Source organism: Pseudomonas sp. GM60 (assembly GCF_000282415.1).
GTDB classification, from domain to species: Bacteria; Pseudomonadota; Gammaproteobacteria; order Pseudomonadales; family Pseudomonadaceae; genus Aquipseudomonas; species Aquipseudomonas migulae.
Genome location: NZ_AKJI01000007.1, coordinates 46797 through 69869, shown reverse-complemented (window position 1 = coordinate 69869; position 23073 = coordinate 46797). Strand labels below are relative to the sequence as shown.

Annotated in this window: 23 protein-coding genes and 1 pseudogene; 14 read left to right on the top strand and 10 right to left on the bottom strand. The window is 60.5% G+C overall.

All coding sequences use genetic code 11. The features are described from left to right. Positions 1–2: 2 nt before the first annotated feature. The 3 genes from PMI32_RS27500 to PMI32_RS27510 form a co-directional block, all read right to left on the bottom strand. Positions 3–2846, bottom strand: a complete 2844-nt coding sequence (locus tag PMI32_RS27500) for a class I adenylate cyclase (RefSeq protein ID WP_008024361.1) — start codon at positions 2844–2846, stop codon at positions 3–5. A 193-nt stretch (positions 2847–3039) separates the two neighbouring features. Beyond that, on the bottom strand, positions 3040–3285 hold the full coding sequence (locus tag PMI32_RS27505; protein WP_008024358.1) for a TIGR02647 family protein: 246 nt from the start codon (positions 3283–3285) through the stop codon (positions 3040–3042). Positions 3286–3555: 270 nt separating this feature from the next. Further along, positions 3556–3840, bottom strand: a complete 285-nt coding sequence (locus PMI32_RS27510) for a hypothetical protein (RefSeq protein ID WP_008024357.1) — start codon at positions 3838–3840, stop codon at positions 3556–3558. Between the two features lie 124 nt (positions 3841–3964). Between PMI32_RS27510 and PMI32_RS27515 the strand changes: the two genes are divergently transcribed. Together PMI32_RS27515 and PMI32_RS27520 are read left to right on the top strand one after the other, a co-directional pair. Then, the gene (locus tag PMI32_RS27515) at positions 3965–4624 is read left to right on the top strand and encodes a glutathione S-transferase family protein (protein ID WP_008024355.1); all 660 of its coding nucleotides are present in this window, start codon (positions 3965–3967) and stop codon (positions 4622–4624) included. A gap of 195 nt (positions 4625–4819) precedes the next feature. Next, on the top strand, positions 4820–5494 hold the full coding sequence (locus tag PMI32_RS27520; RefSeq protein WP_008024354.1) for a glutathione S-transferase family protein: 675 nt from the start codon (positions 4820–4822) through the stop codon (positions 5492–5494). Positions 5495–5550: 56 nt separating this feature from the next. On the opposite strand, the gene argH is transcribed toward PMI32_RS27520, so the two are convergent. Further along, positions 5551–6945, bottom strand: a complete 1395-nt coding sequence (argH, locus tag PMI32_RS27525) for an argininosuccinate lyase (protein ID WP_008024352.1) — start codon at positions 6943–6945, stop codon at positions 5551–5553. Between the two features lie 241 nt (positions 6946–7186). Between argH and PMI32_RS30985 the strand changes: the two are divergent. The 8 genes and pseudogenes from PMI32_RS30985 to PMI32_RS27560 form a co-directional block, all read left to right on the top strand. Next, positions 7187–7396: pseudogene (locus PMI32_RS30985) on the top strand (sensor histidine kinase); the annotation flags it as partial. Continuing rightward, the gene (locus PMI32_RS27530) at positions 7393–8139 is read left to right on the top strand and encodes a LytR/AlgR family response regulator transcription factor (RefSeq protein WP_008024350.1); all 747 of its coding nucleotides are present in this window, start codon (positions 7393–7395) and stop codon (positions 8137–8139) included. The pseudogene PMI32_RS30985 and the gene PMI32_RS27530, both read left to right, overlap by 4 nt. Positions 8140–8277: 138 nt before the next feature. Then, positions 8278–9219, top strand: a complete 942-nt coding sequence (gene hemC / locus PMI32_RS27535) for a hydroxymethylbilane synthase (RefSeq protein ID WP_008024347.1) — start codon at positions 8278–8280, stop codon at positions 9217–9219. Then, entirely contained in the window at positions 9216–9983 is a 768-nt protein-coding gene (locus PMI32_RS27540; protein WP_008024345.1) for a uroporphyrinogen-III synthase, read from the top strand. Before hemC ends, PMI32_RS27540 begins: the two co-directional genes overlap by 4 nt. A 16-nt stretch (positions 9984–9999) precedes the next feature. Then, on the top strand, positions 10000–11154 hold the full coding sequence (locus tag PMI32_RS27545; RefSeq protein WP_008024340.1) for a uroporphyrinogen-III C-methyltransferase: 1155 nt from the start codon (positions 10000–10002) through the stop codon (positions 11152–11154). Continuing rightward, positions 11151–12389 (top strand): heme biosynthesis protein HemY, encoded by a 1239-nt coding sequence (locus PMI32_RS27550; RefSeq protein ID WP_008024337.1) that lies wholly within the window; start codon positions 11151–11153, stop codon positions 12387–12389. The genes PMI32_RS27545 and PMI32_RS27550 overlap by 4 nt, the downstream gene beginning before the upstream one ends. A gap of 229 nt (positions 12390–12618) precedes the next feature. After that, the gene (locus tag PMI32_RS27555) at positions 12619–13170 is read left to right on the top strand and encodes a disulfide bond formation protein B (RefSeq protein WP_008024335.1); all 552 of its coding nucleotides are present in this window, start codon (positions 12619–12621) and stop codon (positions 13168–13170) included. A 178-nt stretch (positions 13171–13348) separates the two neighbouring features. After that, positions 13349–13807, top strand: coding sequence for an Rsd/AlgQ family anti-sigma factor (locus tag PMI32_RS27560; protein ID WP_032828552.1), 459 nt, complete (start codon positions 13349–13351; stop codon positions 13805–13807). A 60-nt stretch (positions 13808–13867) separates the two neighbouring features. Here PMI32_RS27560 and PMI32_RS27565 read toward each other — a convergent pair whose 3' ends face one another. After that, positions 13868–14533, bottom strand: coding sequence for an FKBP-type peptidyl-prolyl cis-trans isomerase (locus PMI32_RS27565; RefSeq protein ID WP_008024330.1), 666 nt, complete (start codon positions 14531–14533; stop codon positions 13868–13870). Between the two features lie 192 nt (positions 14534–14725). Between PMI32_RS27565 and PMI32_RS27570 the strand changes: the two genes are divergently transcribed. Then, on the top strand, positions 14726–15904 hold the full coding sequence (locus tag PMI32_RS27570) for an AlgP family protein (RefSeq protein ID WP_008024328.1): 1179 nt from the start codon (positions 14726–14728) through the stop codon (positions 15902–15904). Here the strand turns inward: PMI32_RS27570 and PMI32_RS27575 are convergent. Further along, on the bottom strand, positions 15901–16365 hold the full coding sequence (locus PMI32_RS27575) for a TIGR02444 family protein (RefSeq protein WP_008024326.1): 465 nt from the start codon (positions 16363–16365) through the stop codon (positions 15901–15903). The genes PMI32_RS27570 and PMI32_RS27575 overlap by 4 nt on opposite strands. Positions 16366–16415: 50 nt before the next feature. On the opposite strand from PMI32_RS27575, the gene PMI32_RS27580 reads away from it, so the two are divergent. From PMI32_RS27580 to PMI32_RS27590, 3 genes are all read left to right on the top strand, one after another. Further along, on the top strand, positions 16416–18326 hold the full coding sequence (locus tag PMI32_RS27580) for an ATP-binding cassette domain-containing protein (protein ID WP_008024324.1): 1911 nt from the start codon (positions 16416–16418) through the stop codon (positions 18324–18326). Beyond that, positions 18326–18907: a mechanosensitive ion channel family protein gene (locus PMI32_RS27585; protein ID WP_008024322.1), complete on the top strand. Its 582-nt coding sequence runs from the start codon at positions 18326–18328 to the stop codon at positions 18905–18907. The genes PMI32_RS27580 and PMI32_RS27585 overlap by 1 nt, the downstream gene beginning before the upstream one ends. Before the next feature lie 228 nt (positions 18908–19135). Continuing rightward, a complete protein-coding gene (locus PMI32_RS27590; protein ID WP_008024319.1) occupies positions 19136–19768 on the top strand; it encodes a LysE family transporter in 633 nt (210 codons plus the stop codon). Between the two features lie 54 nt (positions 19769–19822). Here PMI32_RS27590 and PMI32_RS27595 read toward each other — a convergent pair whose 3' ends face one another. Genes PMI32_RS27595 through PMI32_RS27610 form a run of 4 tightly spaced genes read right to left on the bottom strand, consistent with a single transcriptional unit; the run spans position 19823 to position 22946 of the window. Further along, positions 19823–20566 (bottom strand): hypothetical protein, encoded by a 744-nt coding sequence (locus PMI32_RS27595; RefSeq protein WP_008024318.1) that lies wholly within the window; start codon positions 20564–20566, stop codon positions 19823–19825. Between the two features lie 3 nt (positions 20567–20569). Next, complete coding sequence (gene lpoB / locus PMI32_RS27600) at positions 20570–21142, bottom strand: penicillin-binding protein activator LpoB (protein WP_008024315.1); 573 nt, start codon at positions 21140–21142, stop codon at positions 20570–20572. A gap of 52 nt (positions 21143–21194) precedes the next feature. Beyond that, positions 21195–21545: a YcfL family putative periplasmic lipoprotein gene (locus tag PMI32_RS27605; RefSeq protein ID WP_008024313.1), complete on the bottom strand. Its 351-nt coding sequence runs from the start codon at positions 21543–21545 to the stop codon at positions 21195–21197. Positions 21546–21560: 15 nt separating this feature from the next. After that, a complete protein-coding gene (locus PMI32_RS27610; protein ID WP_008024311.1) occupies positions 21561–22946 on the bottom strand; it encodes a COG3014 family protein in 1386 nt (461 codons plus the stop codon). Positions 22947–23073 lie beyond the last annotated feature (127 nt).

Below are 23073 nucleotides of genomic sequence, written 5' to 3'. Positions count from 1 at the left end.
CCTCAGACCAGCTCGAGCGCGTCATTCAATGCGCGCTCCAGATCGGCCTTGTAGCGCAGGTACAAATTGCTTGAGCTCTGACCATCACCGAGCAGACCCGACAGGTCCAGGTCGGTGATGTAGCAGCGATAGCGATCGGTTTCACGGCGCTGCTCGACGATTTCCCGGGCGACCACACTGAACAGTTGGTCGCCATGCTCCAGCTCTGAAAATTCCCGCTGATTGCAATACAACGTGACTTGCACCTTGCCCGGTGCGGCTTTGCCGACGATCGCCTGCACATCATAGAACGGCTTGTTGACCGGAGTTTGCGGCGCGAGTCGGGCTTCGACCCGGCGCGCTCGTCCGGGACCCGACGGCAGCAGTTGGTAATAGAGCGTGTCGAGGCTCAGTGGCTGGGCGGCGTCCATCGGCAGCAAGGCATCGCGTCGGTACTGGATCGATTGCAGGAAGCGTTGCAACGGCACCAGCAGGCTTTGTTCGTCGTGATAGGGCAAGCGCTGCTGCCACAAGGCATTGAATTCATCCAGCACGTACAGATCGGCCTGGTCATCCTGAATTCGGTAGAACACCTGAATGCACTCGGGCTGACCCATGGGCAGAATCAGTGCGAGGTCCTGATCTTCCAGCGCCATCGGGTCCAGGTGCAGCGGGCTGTAGCTCGCCAGCTCTTCGCCGAGGTAGTCGAACAGCGCCGGCAGGGTGGCGAGGGCGACGTGATTGACTTGCCCCGGCACCAATTCCAGCACGTGATAATGCTGCTGGACCTGAATCAGGTAGCGATGATTGAGTTTGCTCAGCAGCAGGTTCTGCGCGGTGTCGATCACTTCCTCGACCCGTTGCGCGATGAACTGCGCGCGGTTGTGGCAGAAGCAACGCACCCGCAACTTGGGTTGTTGTGGGCCGTTCGGCAGGTTGTTGAGGTAATCGCGCAGGCAGTCGAGCAGGGCGTGAGGGCCATCGAAGCGATTGACCGATACCTCGTTCCAGCTGTTGAGCGTGACCTGATCCAGGGTCAGCACCAGGTTCTCGCGGACCCCGGCGTAACTCAGCGAGTCAGTGCGCTCGGTGGTCATCAGAATGTTCAGGTCGCGGTGATGCTTGAGCGGATCGACGCCGACGTTCACCAGAATCAGCACTTCGCTCGGCACGCTGGCGCGCAGCAGCGGTTCTTCGGCGACTGTGGGCAGGGGCAGGGCGATGCTCTGTTGCAGGCTGCCGAGCAGGTTGAACAGTTCGAATTCGCTCAGGTCACTGTCGCCGGGATGCAGCGCCAGGCGCGTGCTGCTATCGATCACGCCGTTGCGATGGCACCAGGTCAGCAGTTCCAGTAGTTGGCGGCTGCGCTTGATCGGTGCGAAATGCTCCCACTCGAGGGCGGTCAGGCTGCCGTTGTACAAGCCCCACTGGGTTTGCCCCGATTCTTTTTTGTCTGGCGCATGCACCAACGTCAGGGTGTCTTCGGCCAGGTCCGGGGCGATGCCCGGATTGATGAACTCGACTTTGTCGGCCTTGCGCTCGAACGCTGCGTACAGACGTCGGCCCAGCACGTTGAGGTCGCGCTTGTTGATCAGGCTGACGGTCTGTTCGCTGCGGGCAAACTCCGTCAAAAAGCGGTAGCTGTAATTCAGTTCGTTGACCAACGCCCGGCGTTCGGAGCTGACCTGCCGGACTTTCCATTGGCTACGGCTATCAAGCAGCGCCAGTTGACGCTGATCCCAATGCCATTCGTGGGCCAGGCGTTCAAGCAACGAGCGCTGCCAACTCTGGGTGCGGCTGCCGCCGGTGAGTTTACGATTGACCTTCAGGTACAGCGCGCGCCGCACCAGCTCCAGGCGCTCCGATTCGCCACGGGCGGTGAGGTATTCCTCGATTCGCCGGTAAACCACGACGTACGGGTCCAGCTCATCGAGGTCGAGCTGGTTGGCGAACACCGCTTGCTTGAAACGCAGGCTCAGGCATTGAACCCTGGGGTGTTCGCTGGCGTAGACCTCAGTCAGCAACAGCTTGAGCACCGACTTGTAGGGTGACTCGATCCCTTTGAACAACTGCCAGAGCCCGGCACCGATGAACTCGCCGGGCGGGATGTACGCCAGATGCCCCAGGTCCAGGGTTTCGTCGGCACGGATGAAACGTTTGGACAGCAGCGTGTGGGTGTAGCGGTCGTACGCGGCCTCTTCGTACACCGGCACCAGCCACCAGATCGGCGTACGGCCAGCCAGCCAGATCGCCGTGCGGTAGAACTCGTCCAGCAGCAGGTAATGCTGGGTGGTGCCGCAGTCTTCCGAACTGAGTTGATTATCCCGCTCGCCGAGCACGAAGCGGGCCGGGTCGATCAGGAAAAAGTGCGCCTCGGCGCCCTGGCTCGCGGCCCAGGTTTCGAGCAACTGGCACTTTTTACGCAGCTCGTTGAGTTCGCTTTCGCTCAAGTCCGGTGCGTGACAGACCCACACGTCCATGTCGCTTTGATCGGCCTGCGCCAGGGTGCCGAGGCTGCCCATCAGGAACAGGCCGTGAATCGGTCGCGGTGGATTGCTGCCGTGGCGCGGCTTGTATGAAAACGAGCGGGTCAGGCGCTGGGCTTCGGCCAGGGCGTTGGCGTCAGGCTCGAAGTTCGACAGCCCGGCGGGCGTGCTTCCGGAAACGTAACCCGGCAACAGCGGATGATTGACATGGAAAAACAGCGGCAGCAGGGTCAGCACCCCTTGCTGGCGGGTCGACAGCCCTTCCATGGCCCGCGCCATGCGGCCCTCGTTGAGCTTCAGAAAACGTGCGCGCAACTGACCGAGAACCTTGCGGTCGATTCCCTCGTCCAGATCGGGGCGGATTTCATGGGTGCGGGTCATGTCAGCTCAAACCGGCTCGCAGGGCTCGGACGTGGAGGATCTCAGGATGAGGGGCAGTTTAGCGCCTCGGCCCCGGGATATTCAGGCTGATTTTGTTTTTTTGGCGTCAGATTTCTATCGTTGGGCGACAGTTCGTATCGAAGAGTGCCCGCGGAAATCCCGTAGCGGGGGTTTCCGTGGGCGATACGGTGGGTCAGGCTGTTTCCTGGACGCTCAGAATGGTGAGAACGGTTTGCACACTTTGCGCGGCATCACGACCCAGGCTGGTCAGATAACCGCCATCGGGTTGGTCGATCAGTTCTTTTTCGAACAGGCGTTGAGCGGCAGCTATGGCTTTCGGGGCAGCGGTCTGATGAATTTTCAAACCTTCCTGGGAACTGTCCAGGTTGAAGAGTGCGAGGATTTCCAGTTCGGCAACCAACTCAGGGGTAAGCGACATAAGGACTCCAGACTTTCTAGGAATTGGACAACAGCGCCCCTAAGGTGATCCCACTCGCGCGGCATGTCCAGTGCTCACGACAGGGTTTTTTCTCTTCGGGAAGCATTCCCCGGCAGCGGGGTGCGTACCAGTGTAGTCAGGGTTCAAAAGAACGATGCATTGATTACCTGTAGGAGCGAGGCTTGCCCGCGAATGCCTCACCGCGGTGTACCTGAGGAACCGCGTTTTCGTTCTTCGCGGGCAAGCCTCGCTCCTACATTGGAGCAATGTTTACTTCTTTTCCGGCGGCAATTCCGGCAAGGCACGCAGTGCCGCTTCGTACCATTCGGTGTTGAACGCGCGGTCTTCTTCGAGGATCGCGTCGATTTCTACCGCTAAAACGTGAGCCATCAGGTTGAGGATTTCCTCACGCTCGTAACCCACCAGAGTCAACTTGTTGAAGGTCGCCTTGGCGGCTGGCGGGTTGTCGCTCTCGATCTGGTTTTCGATCGCTTCGATCAGGGTGTTTTCGGTGAATTCTTCTTCGTCGCTATCGATGTCGGTTGGCTCGCTCATGGCAGGCTCCTCAAGTTAAGGCGGGCAGTTTACCTGCATTCAGCGCTGTGATGCTGCTGGCGAGAAACGCCCGGGCGTTCTATAAACAGGCACTGCCAACCCCGCACGGCCTGGAGGCTTCGTGATGCTCAAGCTTTATGGATTTTCCGTCAGTAACTACTACAACATGGTGAAACTGGCGCTGTTGGAGAAAGGACTGCCGTTCGAGGAAGTGCCGTTTTATGCGGGGCAGAGCCCTGAGGCGCTGGCCATCAGCCCGCGTGGCAAGGTGCCGGTGCTGCGCGTCGAGCAAGGGTTCGTCAACGAAACCTCGGTGATTCTCGAGTACATCGAGCAGAGCCAGAAAGGCACGCCGCTGCTGCCGAGCGATCCCTTCGAGCGCGCACAGGTCCTGGCGCTGGCCAAGGAAATCGAGCTGTACATCGAGCTGCCGGCTCGTGCCTGTTATGGCGAAGCATTTTTCGGCTCGCCTTTACCCGGCGCCATCAAGGACAAGACCAAAACCGAATTGCTGCTGGGTTTTGCCTCGCTTGAACGGCACGGCAAGTTTGCCCCTTATGTTGCAGGCGACAGCCTGAGCATTGCGGATTTGTACTTCCTGTACAGCGTGCCGCTGGCCTGTGCGGTGGGCCACAAGCTGTTTGGTGTTGACCTGTTGGCAGACATGCCAGCGGCCAAGGCATTGCTCGAGCGCCTGGAGCAGAACCCGAACGTGCAGCGGGTTGCGGCGGACAAGGATGCGGCGATGCCAGCGTTCCTGGCGATGGTGGCGTCCAAGAAATAAAGAAGTGGCGGCCATTGTGTGTCAGAAGATTCGCAATCTTTTGTCCCATATGGCCGTCGCCCTTGTCCGACGGGCCGTTCAGACATTTGCGTCTTACTCGGTAATAACAGGGTTCTTTCACGGCCCCGGGTATTGGTTACTTTGAGCATCGATCGTTTCCGATCAGGAAACTTCCACGGTCAAGGAGACCCGACGATGCTCAAACTGTATGGCTTTGCGGCCAGCAATTATTTCAACATGGTCAAACTGGCACTCCTGGAGAAAGGCGTGCCGTTTGAAACGGTTCCGTTTCATGGATGCCAGAACCCGGACATCCTGGCGGTCAGCCCACGCGGGAAAGTGCCGGTACTGGAAACCGAACAAGGGTTCTTGAGCGAAACGGACGCGATCCTCGATTTCATCGAAGAGACTCAACCGGGCATTTCACTGTTGCCGCAATCGCCATTTGAAAGGGCAGGCGTTCGAGCCATGGCCAAGGAGATCGAGTTGTATATCGAACTGCCGGCGCGAGTCTGTTATGTCGAGGTGTTCTTTGGTGGCAGGCCGACCCCCGAGGCGCTGAAGGCCAAATCCGAGCGAGACCTGATCAAGGGATTTGCCGCCCTGAAACACCGGGCGCGGTTTGCACCGTACGTGGCGGGTGAACAGTTCACCCTGGCCGATTTGTACTTTCTTTACAGCGTCGATCTGGCTGTTGACGTCGGAAAGCGTTTGTTCAACGTCGATTTCCTCGACGACATGCCCGGCGCCAAAGCGTTGCTGGAGCGCCTGGCGGATAACCCGAATGTACAAAAAGTCGCCGCTGACCGGCTGGCCGAAGCGCCTGCCTTTTTGCAGCGGGTGGGAGCCGTTGGGCGCGCGACAGCCTGAGCATAAAAAAGCTCGATGGCCGTTCAGCCATCGAGCTCAGGTGTTACAGAGACCGTTTAACGGCTGGCGAGCAGCGCCTGGCCGCGAGCCACCGCCTGCTTGACCTGCGCCGGAGCGGTCCCGCCAATGTGGTTGCGGGCGTTCACCGAACCTTCGAGGGTCAGCACGGCGAACACGTCCTGATCGATCTGGTCGCTGAACTTGCGCAGCTCTTCCAGGCTCATTTCCGCCAGGTCTTTACCGCTTTCCACGCCGTACTTCACGGCATGGCCAACGATTTCGTGGCAGTCACGGAATGGCAGGCCGCGACGCACCAGATAGTCGGCCAGGTCGGTGGCGGTGGAGAAACCGCGCAGCGCCGCTTCGCGCATCATCGCGTGCTTGGGTTTGATCGCCGGAATCATGTCGGCAAAGGCCCGCAGCGAGTCGCGCAGGGTGTCGGCGGCGTCGAACAGCGGTTCCTTGTCTTCCTGGTTGTCCTTGTTGTAGGCCAATGGCTGGCCTTTCATCAGGGTCAGCAGGCCCATCAGTGCGCCGAAGACGCGACCGGTCTTGCCGCGAACCAGCTCTGGCACGTCCGGGTTTTTCTTTTGCGGCATGATCGAGCTGCCGGTGCAGAAGCGGTCCGGCAGATCGATGAACTGGAACTGCGCGCTGGTCCACAGCACCAGCTCTTCGGAGAACCGCGACAAGTGCATCATCGCGATGCTCGCGGCCGAGCAGAACTCGATGGCGAAGTCACGATCGGATACGTTGTCCAGCGAGTTGCCGCCCACGGCATCGAAGCCCAGCAGTTGTGCGGTGTATTCGCGGTCGATCGGGTACGTGGTGCCCGCCAGCGCGGCACTGCCCAGCGGCATGCGGTTGGTGCGCTTGCGGCAGTCGACCAGGCGCTCGTAGTCGCGGCTGAGCATTTCGAACCAGGCCAGCATGTGGTGCCCGAAGGTCACCGGCTGCGCGGTTTGCAGGTGAGTGAAGCCCGGCATGATGCTGCCGGCTTCGCGCTCGGCCTGTTCCAGCAGGCCTTTTTGCAGGCGGGTGATTTCGCCCAGAATCAGATCGATCTCGTCACGCAGCCACAGGCGAATGTCGGTGGCGACCTGGTCGTTACGGCTGCGGCCGGTGTGCAGCTTTTTACCGGTCACGCCGATGCGGTCGGTCAGACGCGCCTCGATGTTCATGTGCACGTCTTCGAGGTCGATGCGCCAGTCGAACTGGCCGGCCTCGATTTCACCCTGGATGGTCTTCAGGCCATCGGTGATGCTGTCGCGCTCGGCATCGGTCAGCACGCCGACCTTGGCCAGCATGGTGGCGTGGGCGATCGAGCCCATGATGTCGTGGCGATACAGGCGCTGGTCGAAAGTGACGGAGGCGGTGAAGCGGGCGACGAAGGCGTCGACGGGTTCACTGAAGCGGCCGCCCCAGGACTGATTGGTCTTGTCAGTGCTCATGAATTCGCTCGTATCGGCTGAAGAAAGATGGCGTTGAAAGCTGCGGCGGATAATAACAGGGTTGCCAATCCTGTCGCTGACACTGGTCGACACGTTTTTTTCTCATGCGTCGACCCATACTCAAGGCAGGCATTGTGGAAATTGCGCAACGATATTTTTCAATTGAGCAATAACGTGCCGGCAACCGTCTACAGTTGGACAGTAGGATCAGCGCACTTCCTGGCGCTGCAGCGGACGATAAGAAGAGGGGGTGTTCATATTGTGTATCAGCAAACCCTACGGCGATGCCTCGCCAACCGCCAATTGCCCGGCAAATAAAAATTTAGCAGTCGGACGGGCGGCACTTTTTGGCCCTCGCGCTAGTCTTAGCGTGGATCGCGGTGACAGACGTCACTTCACCTGTCTACGCTATCCTTGTGCGAGACTCACGCAGGAATCCAGCGCAATATGAATGTCCTGATCGTTGATGACGAACCCCTTGCCCGCGAGCGCCTGAGCCGAATGGTCGGCGAACTCGAGGGATACAGTGTCCTGGAGCCGAGCGCCACGAACGGCGAAGAAGCGTTGGCACTGATCGACAGCCACAAACCGGATATCGTGCTGCTCGATATCCGCATGCCGGGCCTCGATGGCCTGCAAGTGGCTGCACGATTGTGCGAACGCGAAACCCCGCCCGCCGTGGTGTTTTGCACAGGTCCCGATGAATTTGCCGTGGAAGCCTTACAGGCCAGCGCCGTAGGCTATCTGGTGAAACCTGTGCGTACAGAACAATTGCATGATGCGTTGAAAAAAGCCGAACGCCCCAATCGCGTCCAGCTCGCGGCTTTGACCCGTCCCGCTGCCGAAACCGGCAGCGGCCCGCGCAGCCATATCAGCGCCCGTACCCGTAAAGGTATTGAACTGATCCCGTTGGGGCAGGTGGTCTACTTCATTGCGGATCACAAATACGTGACCTTGCGCCATGAAGGCGGCGAAGTGCTGCTGGATGAGCCGCTCAAGGCCCTTGAAGATGAATTCGGCGACCGTTTCGTGCGGATCCACCGCAACGCTCTGGTCGCCCGCGAACGCATCGAGCGCCTGCAACGCACGCCACTGGGGCATTTTCAGCTGTTCCTCAAAGGCCTGAACGGTGACGCCCTGATCGTCAGCCGACGCCATGTGGCCGGTGTGCGCAAAATGATGCAACAGCTTTAATTCGCCACCCGCAGGCGAATTTCTCACCCGATTGCCGGACGTCCGGGGCCAGGGAGGCCAGGCAATTCCTGATTCAAGTCAAAGCGGATTTGGTTGAGCTGTTATTATCTGCCGTATCTATTCAGTACGGATTGATCCATGTCCTCTCGCGAAATCCGCATCGCCACCCGCAAAAGTGCTCTCGCCCTGTGGCAGGCCGAATACGTCAAAGCCCGTCTGGAAGAGGCCCATCCGGGGCTGCTCGTGACGTTGGTGCCCATGGTCAGTCGCGGCGACAAGCTACTTGACTCGCCGCTGTCGAAAATCGGCGGCAAGGGCCTGTTCGTCAAGGAGCTGGAAACCGCGCTGCTGGAAAATGAAGCCGACATCGCCGTGCATTCCATGAAAGACGTGCCGATGGACTTCCCGGAAGGCCTTGGTCTGTTCTGCATCTGCGAGCGAGAAGACCCGCGCGATGCCTTCGTCTCCAATACCTATACCAGCCTGGACGAATTGCCGTCAGGCAGCATCGTCGGCACATCCAGCCTGCGCCGTCAGGCTCAGTTGCTGACCCGTCGCCCGGACCTGGAAATCCGCTTCCTGCGCGGTAACGTCAACACGCGCCTGGCCAAGCTCGATGCCGGCGAATACGACGCCATCATCCTCGCGGCGGCCGGCCTGATTCGACTGGGCTTCGAGGATCGCATCACCTCGGCGATCAGCGTCGATGACAGCCTGCCCGCCGGTGGCCAAGGTGCCGTAGGCATCGAATGCCGCTCCGCCGACCGCGAAATTCACGCCTTGCTCGCGCCGCTGCACCATCAGGACACGGCCACCCGTGTCACCGCCGAACGTGCCCTCAACAAACATCTGAATGGCGGTTGCCAGGTGCCGATCGCCTGCTACGCCGTGCTGGAAGGCGAGCAGATCTGGCTGCGTGGCCTGGTGGGCGATCCGAGCGGCGGTCTGCTGCTCAGCGCCGAAGCCCGTGCGCCGCGCGGCGATGCCGAAGCACTGGGTGTGCGAGTGGCCGAAGACCTTCTGAGCCAGGGTGCCAACGACATTCTGAAAGCGGTCTACGGTGAGGCAGGTCACGAGTGACGGGCTGGCGCCTGCTGCTGACGCGTCCGGCGGATGAGTCGGCGGCGCTGAGCGCTGTGTTGGCCGAAGCGGGGATTTTCAGCAGCAGTTTGCCGCTTTTGGAAATTGCACCGATTCCGGCCTCTGCCACAATGCGCCAGGTGATTCAGGATCTGGATCGTTATTGCGCCGTGATCGTGGTCAGCAAGCCCGCCGCCAGAATCGCGGTGGACCTGGTCGACCAGTACTGGCCGCAAGCACCGCGCCTGAAGTGGTTCAGCGTGGGCGCGGCGACGGCGCAGATCCTTGATGAACACGGGTTGGACGTGAGTTTCCCGGCCGAAGGTGATGACAGCGAAGCCTTGCTGGAGCTTGCGTCGTTGCGCGAGGCTGTCGAGCAGCCTGATCCACGGGTGCTGATCCTGCGTGGGGAGGGGGGCCGCGAGTTGCTCGCAGAGCGTTTGCGCGAGCTTGGTGCTAGTGTCGACTATCTGGAGTTGTATCGCCGCAAGCTTCCACAGTATCCGCCGGCAACACTGCCAGGGCGGATCAAGGCGGAACGCTTGAACGGGCTGGTGGTCAGCAGTGGACAGGGTTTTGAGCATCTGTATCAATTGGCCGGCGATGCCTGGCCACAGTTGGCGCAGTTGCCGTTGTTTGTACCAAGCCCCAGGGTCGCCGAGCTGGCACGTGCCGCCGGGGCCCAAACAGTTGTGGATTGTCGTGGCGCGAGTGCCACGGCTTTGCTGACGGTGTTACGGGAGCATCCCGAACCCGTTCTCTAATGCAAAGGATGGATACGTGAGCGAAACAGCCTTGCCTAAAGATGACTCCCGGCCATTGATCGATGCGCCGGTAGATGCACCGGTAGAAAGTGCGCCACCTGCTGCAGAGCAGCGCCGAGGCAATGGGCTGGCAATCGTCGCGCTGTTGCTGGGCGCCGCCGGTGTGGCGGTGGGCGGTTGGGGTGTCTGGCAGGTGCGTCACCTGCAAGCCAATACGCAGGAGCAGTTGAGTCAGGTGCAGGCGTTGAACGATCAGGCGCAAAGCCTGAAGCTCAACGAACAGCGCCTTAGCGCACGCCTTGAGCAAATGCCTGCCGCCGAAGAGCTCGACGCCCGCAGCCGCCTGGTGATTCAACTGCAAGGCGATCAGCAGCGTTTGAATCAACGTCTGGAAACCGTCCTCGGCGCCAGCCGCAAGGACTGGCGCCTGGCTGAGGCCGAACACTTGCTGCGCCTGGCCAGCCTGCGGCTTTCGGCGTTGCAGGACATCAACAGCGCTCAGGCCCTGGTGCAGGGCGCCGACGAAATTCTTCGCGAACAGAACGATCCGGGTTCCTTTGCCGCTCGCGAGCAAGTGGCGAAAACCCTGGTCGCCTTGCGCAGTACCGAACAGCCGGATCGCACCGGCCTGTTCCTGCGACTGGGTGCGCTGCGCGATCAGGTGGTCAGCCTCACCGAGCTGGCTCCCGAGTACAAGGACCGGGGTGATTCGCTGCTGGGCCTGACCGCCGATGGCGACGGCGCCAGTCGTTGGGCGCAGTGGTGGGATCAGATCTCGCGTTACATCCGTATCGATTTCAATGCCGATAAAAATGTCCGTCCGCTGCTGGCAGGGCAAAGCCTGAGCCAGGTGCGCCTGGCCTTGAGCCTGGCGCTGGAGCAGGCGCAGTGGGCGGCGCTCAATGGTCAGGCTGCGGTCTACACCCAGGCGCTGGCCGAGGCGCGGGACGTGCTCAAGGGTAATTTCAACCCGGACAACCCGCAGAGCAAAGTGATGCTCGAACAGGTTGGCGAACTGAGCAAGCAGCCGGTCACCGTGGTCACGCCGGACCTGACCGGCACGCTGAGCGCGGTTCAGGGCTATCTCGAGCGACGTAATGTCAACGCCGAGGACTCGATCAAACCCATGGCCAAACCTGCCGCAAGCACCGTGCAGGAGGCCACGCCATGAAACGCCTCTATGTGATCGTGTTTCTGGCCATCGCCGTTGCCGCCGCGCTGGGACTGGCGATTGCCGAGCATGCCGGCTACGTGCTGATCGCCTACAAGAGCTTCCGTTTCGAATCGAGCCTGTGGGCCACCTTGGCGCTGGTGGCGGTGCTGTGGCTGGTGTTCTGGGGCATCAAGGCGTTGATCGAATTGGTGACGACCTCCAGCGGCGTGGTCAACCCATGGTCGCGGCGCAATCGCAGTCGTCGGGTGCAAGTGGCGATCGAGCACGGTCAGTTGGATTTGGCTGAGGGTCGCTGGGCCAGCGCGAAGCGTCATCTGCATCGCGCCGCCGAAGCCGAGCGCCAGCCGCTGCTTTACTACCTCGGCGCTGCCCGCGCGGCGAACGAACAAGGTCATTACGAAGAAAGCGACAACCTGCTGGAGCGCGCACTGGAGCGACAGCCTCAGGCCGAGTTGGCGATTGCCCTGAGTCACGCCCAATTGCAGACCGACCGTGGCGACACCGACGGCGCCCTGTCGACGTTGCAGGCGATGCATGAGCGTCACCCTCACAACGTACAGACCTTGCGCCAGTTGCAACGCTTGCATCAGCAGCGTGGCGACTGGTCGGCGGTGATTCGCCTGCTGCCGGAGCTGCGCAAGGACAAGGTCCTGCCGGCGGCCGAGCTGGCCGAACTTGAGCGCCGGGCCTGGGGCGAAAACCTGTCCCTGGCTGCGCGTCAGGAAGAAGACGGGACGGTGGGTTTGCAATCGCTCAACCGCGCCTGGCAACAACTCACCTCGGCTCAGCGCCAGGAACCGCAACTGGTATTGGCGTATGCCGAGCAACTTCGGCAACTGGGCGCGCAGGTTGAGGCCGAAGAGGTCCTGCGAACGGCGCTCAAGCGCAACTACGACAGCCATCTGGCACGCCTTTACGGGCTGGTTCGCGGCAGTGACTCTGCGCGTCAATTGCAGACCGCCGAGGGCTGGCTCAAGGATCATCCGGCTGACCCGAGCCTGTTGCTGACCCTTGGTCGTCTGTGTCTGCAAAACAGTTTGTGGGGCAAGGCCCGGGACTATCTGGAAAGCAGCCTGCGCGTGCAGCGCAACCCGGAAGCCTGTGCCGAGCTGGCTCGGCTGCTGGCGCAATTGGGCGACACCGAGCGCAGCAACCAGCTGTTTCAGGAAGGCCTTGGCCTGCTGGACGAACGCTTGCTGGCCGCGCCGCTACCGGCGCCGGTTCATGCCTGATTGTGTGGCGAGGGGGCAAACTCCCTCGCCACGCAGTAGGTTTTGCAGCGACGTTTTCTTACATTCGTAGAGCCTCGACGGCAGAGTCCTACAGAGGACTACACCTGATCCTCTCGCTTCTGTCGGGAATTCCCTACACTTCTGCTGAAGTGTCCTTGCTGGCTTGCCTTGAAAGGCTGGCGCGCTTTCCTCTACCGTAACCACTTGTCTCTACTGGTACGGAAAAGCCATGTCGTTGGCCTGCTCACGCTCCTTGTTTTTCATGGTTTTCATTGCCGGCGCGCTGGCGTTGGGCGTTTCCTACTACCTGGAATATGCAGTCGGCCTCAAGCCCTGCGGGCTGTGCCTTTTACAGCGGTTTTGCCTGACGATTCTCACGGGGGCCTGCCTGATGGCTGCGGTTCATGGCCCCGGTCGCGTCGGCTCGTTCCTGTATTGGCTGCTCGGTCTGTTGTGCAGCCTGGCGGGTACGGTGACGGCGTGGCGTCAGGTGTTGTTGCAAGGCGATCCGGTGCAACAGCTGTCAGTATGCTCGCTCAGTCTGGCGGACCCGTTCGCAAGCACCCCCTTGGTTTATGTGGTGCAGCAGATGTTCAAAGGTGCGGCCGAATGCGCACAGATTTCCTGGACGCTGTTCGACTTGAGCCTGCCCGAGTGGAGTCTGCTCTTCTTCATCGCCATGACGATCCTGAGTGTTTACCAGTTGCTGCGCGTGGTCTGGATCGCTTGTCAGCGACCGTTCAGCGGCACGTCGTCGCACCGGGCGCTGGCCGGCGATTAAACACTTGTATGAACTTTATCTGCTGCGTACCTTGAAGCCACAGTCGCGCGGGCATAATCTGGCCCGCACGTGTCATTGGAATTATGTTGCTCGAATGACGCTCTGCCTGGCCGATTCTTGATCTTCAAGTGTGCGACAGGTGTAGAGCAGCATGACCCACAAGGGAAGAGAGACCGCCATGCTCGAAAGTTGTCAGAATGCTCAGGAACGCTGGGGTGGAGTGCATCTGCTGATCGATCGCTGGTTGCAGGAACGTCACGAACTGGTTCGGGCCTATGATGATCTCGGCGCCAAGCCTGAGGCGCTGGGTGAGAACCGCAAGCCATTGCAGGAATTCTGCGGCGTGCTGGTCGATTACGTGTCTGCCGGGCACTTCGAGATCTACGAACAGCTGACGGGGGAGGCCAAGGCTTTCAACGACAAGCGTGGTCTGGAACTCGCCGAGACCATCTACCCACGCATCGACGTCATCACCGAGAAGCTGCTCGCGTTCAACGACCTGTGTGACGCAGGCAAATGCGTCGCAGAGAAATTCAAAGAGCTGGGTGGCCTGTTGCACGAACGCTTCGAACTGGAAGACTGCCTGATCGAAGTGCTGCACACCGCTCACAAGGAAGTGGATTCGGTTCAGGCCTGACCCCCTTCCTGCCACACCTCAAAACGGTGCGCTTTGCGCGCCGTTTTTCGTTTCCGCTGTTTAGCTGGTGGCGCCACGCAATTCGACTTCGAATACCAGCGGCGTGAACGGCTCGATCAAGTCGCCGGCACCGTCGGCGCCATAGGCTTGGGCCGATGGAATCACCAATCGCCACTTCGCACCGACCGGCATGTTTTGCAGCGCGCTGCGCCATCCGCTGATCACGCTGTCGAGACTGAACCATTGCGGTTGGGTGTTCTGATCGAACACGGTGCCGTCGGGAAGACGACCGACGTACAGCACCTGAACCTTGCCATTCGGACCGGCTTTCGCGCCGGTGCCGGGTGTCAGCTCCGTCAGCAATATTCCATCGGCCAGTTCGCGAACGCCGGGCCTGGTTTTTTCTTCGGCGAGAAATCGGTGCTCTTTTTCGAGAGAGGCTTCGCTCTGTGGCGGGGTCGGCTGCAAGGCTGCCTGCGCTTCGTGCTCGGTCAGAATCTGTTCGATCTGCTCATCTTTCAGGGCCAGGGGTTTGCCTTGATAGGCTTGCTGCAAACCTTCGATCAGCGCCTGCAGTTGCAGGTCGGGAACCTCCAGGCGCAAGCGTTCGCCGAGGCTCGCGCCCAGGCTGTAAGCGAGATCGTGAGCTTCATTTTCCTGGGTTTTTTCGGCGGCTTGAGCGATGGAAAAAAACACGCACAGCGATAAAAAAAGGTAGCGCGACATGGGCACTCTCCGACCTGAGATGCGGCAGATTATGCCAGTGTGAATGCGTTCGACAGTGAACTTGTTTTGCGTAAGCGCAGAAGATTTTCGATCCGTTGCAACGCGACGCTTTCGATACTGTCAACATGCCCTAGCGGCGGTAGCAGCAGAGGTCTAGTATGAGCCGCACCCACGTCAGCCAGGAGGTAAACCATGTCGGCCACCAAGAAGCCTGTAAATACCCCGTTGCACTTACTCCAACAACTCTCGGGCAGCCTGCTCGAGCATCTGGAAACCGCTTGTTCCCAAGCCTTGGCTGATGCTGAAAAACTGCTCGCCAAACTGGAAAAACAGCGCGGAAAAGCACAAGAGAAATTGCACAAATCCCGCACCAAATTGCAGGACGCTGCGGCGGCCGGCAAAGCCAAGGCACAAGCCAAGGCGAAGGACGGCGTGCAGCAACTCGAAGACGTGCTCGATGCCCTCAAGGATCGTCAGTCCGACACCCGCGCCTACATTCTGCAACTCAAGCGCGATGCCCAGGAAAGCCTGAAACTGGCCCAGGGCGTCGGTCGTGTTCAAGAGGCTGTCGCCAAGGCGTTGTCCTTGCGTGCGGCCAAGCCTGCTGCGGCCCCTGCGAAGAAAGCCGCTGCCAAACCGGCTGCTGCAAAAGCACCGGCCAAACCTGCCGCCAAGGCACCTGTGAAAGCGGCGGCTAAACCTGCAACTAAACCTGCGGCGAAAAAACCAGTCGCTGCCAGCGCTGCTAAACCGGCTGCAAAACCAGCCGCTAAAACTGCTGCTGCCAAACCTGCTGCCAAGCCAGCCGCTGCCAAAACAGCTGCCGCAAAACCGGCTGCAAAAACCACTGCTGCCAAACCGGCCGTAGCGAAAACTGCAGCGGCCAAACCCGCCGCAAAACCGGCAGTTAAAACGGCTGCAAAACCAGCCGCCAAACCTGCCGCTGCGAAGCCTGCTGCCAAGCCAGTCGCCGCTAAAACCGCTGCCAAGCCAGCGGCAAAACCAGCGGCTAAAACTGCTGCTGCCAAACCGGCCGCTACCAGGACTGCTGCTGCAAAACCTGCGACTGCAAAACCTGCCGCCGCTGCCAAGCCAGCCACCGCGGCAAAACCTGCCGCAGCGAAACCAGCAGCCAAACCTGCCGCTGCCAAGCCGGCTGCAAAACCAGCAGCCAAGCCAGCAGCCAAACCAGCCGTGAAAAAACCGGCCGCTGTTGCCAAGCCGACCCCGGTAATTGCTGCCAAGCCAGCGACTCCGGCGCCATCCGCTTCGGCCGCGCCTGCACCAGCAGCCTCCACCTCGACAGTCACCACGGCGCCAACGCCTGTCGCACCGTCGAGCACCAGCTCCACCCCAACCAGCGCTTCCTAAGTGCCGGTTGCCGCGACGCGCAGCTGATGCAGCGCGTCGCGGTCCAGGTGGGCGGCACCCGCCGCCACACCCTCCAGCCAGGCCGATAAATCGGTCGCCTCACACTGCGGCCAATTCAACGCCGCTCGCTCCAGCCGCATCAGCAAATGCCGCTCGGCTTCCAGCTCCAGCGTTTTTACTTGTTCGCGTAACGCATTCAGTTCGGCGTCCTCAGTCGCGACGACTTTCCATCGCATGCGCAAGGCGCGCAGCGGTTGAACGACATCCGAGTCCCAAGGCTGCGCCACGTTGCGAAGCTGCTGCAGTCGTTGTTCGTTGCAGGCGACTCCCCGCTGGCCCAGCCACAACCCGCACAGCAACAGGCACACATTCACCCCCGTCGATTGCAGGGTCAGGCACGCGGCTTCAACGCCGGGACGGGCGTAAGTGCCAAGGGAAAAGCTCCACAGGTCAGAGGACATAGTGCTACTCGCGCCAGTTGCGAGCGAAGCTGGTAGACTCCGCCGCCATTATGATTCGACTTCAGAACCTGACTTTACAGCGTGGCCCGCAACGTCTGCTAGAAGACGCCGAGCTGACCCTGCACGCCGGCCACAAAGCCGGCCTCATCGGTGCCAACGGCGCCGGCAAATCGAGCCTGTTCGCCTTGATCCGGGGCGAACTGCACCCGGACTCGGGTGACTGCTTCCTGCCGGCCGACTGGCGCATCGCCCACATGCGCCAGGAGATCGAGACGCTCGAACGCCTGGCGGTCGACTACGTGCTCGATGGCGACCTGCGCCTGCGCGAGGTACAACGTGACCTCGCCGCGGCCGAAGCCGCCCATGACGGCACCGCTCTGGCCCGCCTGCACTCGGAACTCGACAGCGCCGACGGCTACACCGCCGATGCTCGTGCCCGCAAGCTGCTGGCCGGGCTTGGGTTCACCAATGAGCAGATGGATCGCCAGGTCGGCGATTTCTCCGGTGGCTGGCGGATGCGTCTGAACCTGGCGCAGGCATTGATGTGCCCCTCGGACTTGCTGCTGCTCGACGAACCGACCAACCACTTGGACCTCGACGCCATCATCTGGCTCGAAGAATGGCTGAAAAGCTATCCCGGCACCTTGCTGCTGATTTCCCACGACCGGGATTTTATCGACGCCGTGGTCGATCACGTGGCCCACGTCGACCAACGCAAGATCACCCTGTATCGCGGTGGTTACAGCGCTTTCGAACGTGCCCGCGCCGAACGTCTGGCCCAGCAACAGCAGGCCTACGAGAAGCAGCAGGCGCAACGTGCGCACATGGAAAGCTATATCGCCCGCTTCAAGGCCCAGGCCACCAAGGCCCGTCAGGCCCAGAGCCGGATCAAGGCGCTGGAGCGGATGGAAGAGTTATCCGCCGCCCACGTCGATTCGCCGTTCGACTTCGTCTTCCGCGAGTCGACGAAGATTTCCAGCCCGCTGATCGATCTGTCCGATGCCCGTCTGGGCTACGGCGACAAAGCCGTGCTGGAGAAGGTCAAGTTGCAACTGACCCCCGGCGCGCGCATCGGTTTGCTCGGCCCCAACGGCGCCGGTAAATCGACCCTGATCAAAAACCTCGCCGGTGAGCTTTCGCCGCTGGCCGGTCGGCTGACCCGTGGCGAGAACACCGTCGTCGGTTACTTCGCCCAACATCAGCTCGACTCCCTCGACTCGAAGGCCAGCCCGTTGCTGCACTTGCAGCGTCTGGCGCCAACCGAGCGTGAACAGACGTTGCGCGATTTCCTCGGTGGTTTCGACTTCCGCGGCGCGCGCATCGACGAGCCAGTGCTGAACTTCTCCGGTGGCGAGAAGGCACGTCTGGCCCTGGCGTTGATTGCCTGGGAGCGGCCGAACCTGTTGCTGCTCGACGAACCGACCAACCACCTGGACCTGGAAATGCGCCTGGCGCTGACCATGGCCCTGCAGGAATTCAGCGGTGCGGTACTGGTGGTCTCCCACGATCGTCATTTGCTCAAAAGCACCACCGACAATTTCTATCTGGTGGCGGACGGCAAGGTCGAGGAGTTTGATGGCGACCTGGAAGACTACGCCCGTTGGCTGGTCGACTACCGTCAGCGCAACGCCCCGGTCAGCTCCACGCCGGTCAATCCGGACAAGACTGACAAGAAGGCCCAGCGTCAGGCCGCCGCTGCGTTGCGTCAGCAACTGGCACCGCACAAGCGTGAGGCTGACAAGCTCGAAGCCGAGCTGGGCAAGCTCCACGAGAAGCTGGCGAAGATCGATACCAGCCTCGGCGACAGCGACATTTACGAGCCGGCGCGCAAGAACGACCTGCGTGATCTGCTGGCCGAGCAAGCCAAGCTGAAAGTGCGTGAAGCCGAACTGGAAGAAGCCTGGATGGAAGCCCTGGAATTGCTGGAAAGCATGCAGGCGGAGCTGGAGGCGCTGTCCTGATGGAGGCGTTCAAGCTGCCGCTGCCGGCGGTGTGGGTCGAGCCGATCTGGCTCGTCGTGCAAATCCTGCTGATTCTGTTGGCCGGTTACTTCACCCAGCGCTTTGTCGCGAAGTGCCTGACACGCCTGGGCGAGCGCTACCCGTTTCCGCCGCAGTTGCTGATGCCGCTGCGGGGCGGTCTGCGCTGGCTGATCATGGGCAGTGCGCTGATTTTCGTGCTGGAACGCCTCGGGGTGTCGGCGACGGTGCTCTGGACCGCGTTGTCCGGCTTCGTCGCGGTAGCGGCGGTGGCGTTTTTCGCCATGTGGAGCGTGCTCTCCAATCTGCTCTGCGCGATCCTGATTTTCACCGTCGGCCCGTTTCGCCTCGGCGATGTGGTCGAGTTGGTGGACACCACTGACAAGCCTGGCGTCAAAGGTCGGGTGGTGGCGATCAATCTGCTTTACACCACGTTGATCGAAGCTGAAGAGCTTGGGACCGGCAGTGCGATGGTTCAGGTGCCTAACAGCCTGTTCTTCCAGCGCTCGGTTCGACGCTGGCGTGGGACTGATGTGCTCCCTTCGAGCGGGTTCGAGAAGTAAGCCTTCCGTTGCCTGACATATCGTCTTCGCGAGCAAGCCCGCTCCCACATTAGACCGCGTCATTTCATAAGAACACGGTCAACTGTGCGAGCGGGCTTGCTCGCGAAGGGGCCCTTGAGTCTTAAAACGCTGGTCGGCGACCGCAACATCCTGCAAAAAATCGATGGTCATCGGCCCAAAGCCGCATTAGCTTAGACATCTGTTTACGAGTCTGAGTCGAGGTGTGCGATGGAGCTTCAAACATGGCTGGCGTTTTTTGCCGCCTGCTGGGTGATCAGCCTGTCCCCCGGTGCCGGCGCCATTGCGTCGATGTCCAGCGGTCTGCAATACGGTTTCTGGCGTGGTTACTGGAATGCCCTGGGCCTGCAATTGGGCCTGGCGGTGCAGATCGCGATTGTCGGCGCCGGTGTCGGCGCGATCCTCACGGCCTCGGCCAGCGCTTTTTATGCGATCAAATGGTTCGGCGTGGCGTACCTGGTTTATCTCGCGATCAAGCAATGGCGCGCACTGCCCAGCGACATGAGCGATGACGCGGCGGTGCGTCAGATCGGCAAACCGATGGCCCTGGTGTTCCGAGGTTTCCTGGTCAACATCAGCAACCCCAAGGCCCTGGTGTTCATGCTGGCGGTGTTGCCGCAGTTTATCGATCCGCATGCGCCATTACTGGTTCAATACCTGATCATCGGCGTAACCATGGTCTGCGTCGACCTGATCGTCATGGCCGGTTACACCGGGCTGGCGTCCAAAGTGCTGCGCATGTTGCGCACGCCCAAGCAGCAAAGACGCATGAACCGCACGTTTGCCGGGCTGTTCATTGGCGCTGCGGCGTTTATGGCGACGCTGCGCAAAGCGGCGGTGTAAAACCGCCAGGCACAAAAAAGGCGACCCTTGAGGTCGCCTTTTTCGTTCAAGGGATCAGCGCAAAATGACCGGCTCTGTATCCTCTGGCAGGTTATTGCTCAACGGCGCCTGCTCTTGCTGCTCATTCCCGCTGCCACCCAGTTGTTCGCTCAATTGACGAGCCACATCTTCCCCCAGGGACTTGGACACCTCACGTACCACCCGTGGGCGACTCTGTGAGATCTTCGCGTCCCGATGGTTCGTCAACTTGGTGTCCTGACCTTCGCCCATCGCCGTGAAGGCCGAGGTGATTTCGAAGGTTTTGGTGTCGATCAGGCTGAAATCCGCCACCAGGGTCAGTGCCAGCACCGAGGAATAGCTGTCGGTGTTGGGTATCTCGTTGACATCACTGTTGAAGTCTACGTCCGACAAGGTGCCGAACAGTACATAGTCGGCGCCCTCGAAGTTGCCGGCCTTGATCCGCTCGATCACGTCATAGATATCGCCTTTGGACTCGGCGGTGTGCGGCTTGCCTTGCACCAGCTGGAACATTCCGGAGCGCAGCATCTGGCCCTTGATGTCGCCGGTGAATTTGCGCAGCTCAGTTTGCTCGATGTAACTGGTTTTGGATTCGAACTCGTCGTAGCTCGAAGAACCGCTGGCGCTGTACTCACCCTCGCGGTAATTGTTCTTGGACGAAACGGTGTGGATGTACTGCTCCACGCGCTCCTCGTACGCCAGGTCGGTTACTGCGACTTTCGGGGCCGCCTGCACGCTGAACGTGCAAGCCAGGGCCATCATCCCAATCCATGCGCGCATTGATTAATGCTCCGTAGTTTTGCGGATCTCTTTTTCGTCCATCCACTCGGCCAGACCGCTTTCAACGTCGATCAATTGCAGGCTGAATTTGTAGAAGACGTCCTTGTATTCGCTGCTGCGCTTGACGATCGAGCTGATCGAACCTTCAAGGCGGTATTTGGCGGCGATCATGTTGCCGATCTTGGACACGGTGGCTTTCTTGTACAGACCGCTCTGGTTTTGCAGCTGGATCTGATCAACCTGGCTCTGCATATCGGTGTTGTCGCTGGAGAAGCGTGCCGTGCCCGATTTCATCAGTTGGGTCTTGATGGTGGTGGTGATTTCACGGGTGTCGATGTATTCGCTGGTCTTGTTCTTCACGTCGTAGACCTGGACCACCGGGCGTCCACGCAGAATGCCGGACTGGGCGAGAGAGCGGGTCATGGACTCGGCGATGATCTGCAGGTCGGTGGAGCTGAACTCGTTGGTGATGGTTTCCACAGCCTTGGTGTCGCCATAGCTGGTGTTCTTGCTGCCCAGGGTCGGTGGGTGGTTGCTGGCGCAACCACTGGCCAGGAGGGCGATAGCGGCAATCATCGAAAAGCGTACAAAACATGGGAATGCTCTCTGAAGCTGAACGAATAGGGTGTTAAGGCGTATTGATTTCCAGGCGGAAATCCACGGCCTTGGGGGTGGGCGCTATGGCCTGAATGTAGCGGGTCTGCTCGCCGTACATCATCTGGCTCTTCCAGGTTTCTTCTTCGGCAACCGGGAAGCCATCAGGGTCGAGCCAGGCAAAGCGGTAGTAGAAGGTCTTGTTGTCGGAGCTGGTGTTGCTCAGCTGTGCATTGACCGTAATGAAGCCGTTTTCCCGGGCGACACGCATGGCGTCGATCTCAATGTCCCTTAGCTTGCCCAAGGCCACGACCTTGCTGGCGGCTGTTGTGGCGCAACCGGCCAACAAGGCCAGGATGACGACAGCGATGAGTTTGAAGCGCATGGGAAGACTCCGTAATTAAAGTTGTTTGAAGCTGGCCACGGCTGTCGGGCTGGCGCTCGGGGTCGCGTGAACGGCCAGGCCGCTGGCGAAGACCTGGTTGCCCACGGCGCGCAGGCTGATGACTTGATAGCGCTGGTCAACGGTGATCTTGAGCACCGTCGTTCCAACCGCGACCTGGTGCTCGCCTTTCTTCAGGCGCAGGCGCACGACATGGGTGTTGTCCGGCAGGGTGCGCCACGTACGGGTATCGGCACCTTCGAACACGGTTGAAGTGAAACCGACTGCTATGCCCGCCAGCTGGCTGACTTGTTTGATCTTTTCCTGCGCCACGCCACGGGTAGCTGCACGAACAGTGGTGCGCACAATGATGCCCGGCATGTCGTCACGCAGTGCGCGGCGGGACATGGTGGTAATGCTGTTGAGTTGCGTCAGGGTGAGTTGCTGACCGTCCACGCCAATCTGGGTGAGCGGGGCGGTGGAGGTATCCGGCTTGATGACCGGGAAGGACAGCGGAGCGATCACCACGCCGGCGCTGATCGGCAGAGTCAGTGGCACGCGGATCGAACCCCGGGCCGGCGCCAGCCCGCTTTGCACGACGATCAGGATGTCGCTGTCTTCGTCCTCGGCACTTTTCTGGTCCAGATCCTTCAATGCCTGCTCCAGCAGCGGAGTGTTCGGGCGCAGTTCGGCTGCTGTGCGGTAACCCGGTGCGGCCAGGTTTTTTTCGCCCAGGGCTTCGTAGACGAAGCCGGCCAGGTAATGGCTGAAGGCACTCTGGTAGCTGTTTTTCAGCCCAACCACTTCAGGTGCGTCAAGGCTGGCGACGGGATAGCCATGCAAGTCTTTTAACTCGGTCTTGATGCCTTCCTTATCGGCTTCCTCTTCGCTCTTGAGGTATTCCTTGTCGCGCAGGTCGGCGATCACCGCTTCACGTTCGTGGGTTTTCTTGATCGCGATACGTGCGCCGTCGAAGTCGTTGACGGCCAGCAGATTCAGGGCCATTTGCGTGGTCAGCATGACTTTTTCGTAGTCGTAGCCTTCGTAGCGGCGGACCTTGTCGTTCACCAGGAAACTGCCGAACTGAGCGAGGTACTTGCCGGCATCGAGTTTGACCGACTCTTCCCATTGACCGACCACGACATCGGCGCTGCTCCAGGCGCTCTGGCTGCCGGACAGATCGCCCTTGGCGCGCAGCAGTTCACCCTTCTCGAAGTAGTAGAGGAGGTCCTTGTCGGCACCGAAGTTGTTCTTTTCCAGCAGGGTCAGCGCCGCATCGATATTGCCGGTAGCCAGCTGCAGGTTGGTTTGTGCGAGTTCCGAGTCGTAGTTGCGAAATACCGAACAGCCGGAGAGGAGCGTGACAGCGCTGAGCGCAATCACTGCAAGGGCGCGGGACGCCATAGGTACTTCTTCCCTGAATGGTAGGCAGCCGCGCTTGCTGGTCGGGCTTTTTGGACCTATCGGCGCAGACGGGCGTCCTGCCAATTCCTCATGAGCAGAGGAGCTTTGAGTGCCATATCGATCAATT

Coding starts and splice junctions, on each gene's coding strand:
- PMI32_RS27500 (WP_008024361.1), bottom strand. CDS start 2,846: ATGACCCGCACCCATGAAATCCGCCCCGATCTGGACGAGGGAATCGAC.
- PMI32_RS27505 (WP_008024358.1), bottom strand. CDS start 3,285: ATGTCGCTTACCCCTGAGTTGGTTGCCGAACTGGAAATCCTCGCACTC.
- PMI32_RS27510 (WP_008024357.1), bottom strand. CDS start 3,840: ATGAGCGAGCCAACCGACATCGATAGCGACGAAGAAGAATTCACCGAA.
- PMI32_RS27515 (WP_008024355.1), top strand. CDS start 3,965: ATGCTCAAGCTTTATGGATTTTCCGTCAGTAACTACTACAACATGGTG.
- PMI32_RS27520 (WP_008024354.1), top strand. CDS start 4,820: ATGCTCAAACTGTATGGCTTTGCGGCCAGCAATTATTTCAACATGGTC.
- argH (WP_008024352.1), bottom strand. CDS start 6,945: ATGAGCACTGACAAGACCAATCAGTCCTGGGGCGGCCGCTTCAGTGAA.
- PMI32_RS27530 (WP_008024350.1), top strand. CDS start 7,393: ATGAATGTCCTGATCGTTGATGACGAACCCCTTGCCCGCGAGCGCCTG.
- hemC (WP_008024347.1), top strand. CDS start 8,278: ATGTCCTCTCGCGAAATCCGCATCGCCACCCGCAAAAGTGCTCTCGCC.
- PMI32_RS27550 (WP_008024337.1), top strand. CDS start 11,151: ATGAAACGCCTCTATGTGATCGTGTTTCTGGCCATCGCCGTTGCCGCC.
- PMI32_RS27555 (WP_008024335.1), top strand. CDS start 12,619: ATGTCGTTGGCCTGCTCACGCTCCTTGTTTTTCATGGTTTTCATTGCC.
- PMI32_RS27560 (WP_032828552.1), top strand. CDS start 13,349: ATGCTCGAAAGTTGTCAGAATGCTCAGGAACGCTGGGGTGGAGTGCAT.
- PMI32_RS27565 (WP_008024330.1), bottom strand. CDS start 14,533: ATGTCGCGCTACCTTTTTTTATCGCTGTGCGTGTTTTTTTCCATCGCT.
- PMI32_RS27570 (WP_008024328.1), top strand. CDS start 14,726: ATGTCGGCCACCAAGAAGCCTGTAAATACCCCGTTGCACTTACTCCAA.
- PMI32_RS27575 (WP_008024326.1), bottom strand. CDS start 16,365: ATGTCCTCTGACCTGTGGAGCTTTTCCCTTGGCACTTACGCCCGTCCC.
- PMI32_RS27580 (WP_008024324.1), top strand. CDS start 16,416: ATGATTCGACTTCAGAACCTGACTTTACAGCGTGGCCCGCAACGTCTG.
- PMI32_RS27585 (WP_008024322.1), top strand. CDS start 18,326: ATGGAGGCGTTCAAGCTGCCGCTGCCGGCGGTGTGGGTCGAGCCGATC.
- PMI32_RS27590 (WP_008024319.1), top strand. CDS start 19,136: ATGGAGCTTCAAACATGGCTGGCGTTTTTTGCCGCCTGCTGGGTGATC.
- PMI32_RS27595 (WP_008024318.1), bottom strand. CDS start 20,566: ATGCGCGCATGGATTGGGATGATGGCCCTGGCTTGCACGTTCAGCGTG.
- lpoB (WP_008024315.1), bottom strand. CDS start 21,142: ATGATTGCCGCTATCGCCCTCCTGGCCAGTGGTTGCGCCAGCAACCAC.
- PMI32_RS27605 (WP_008024313.1), bottom strand. CDS start 21,545: ATGCGCTTCAAACTCATCGCTGTCGTCATCCTGGCCTTGTTGGCCGGT.
- PMI32_RS27610 (WP_008024311.1), bottom strand. CDS start 22,946: ATGGCGTCCCGCGCCCTTGCAGTGATTGCGCTCAGCGCTGTCACGCTC.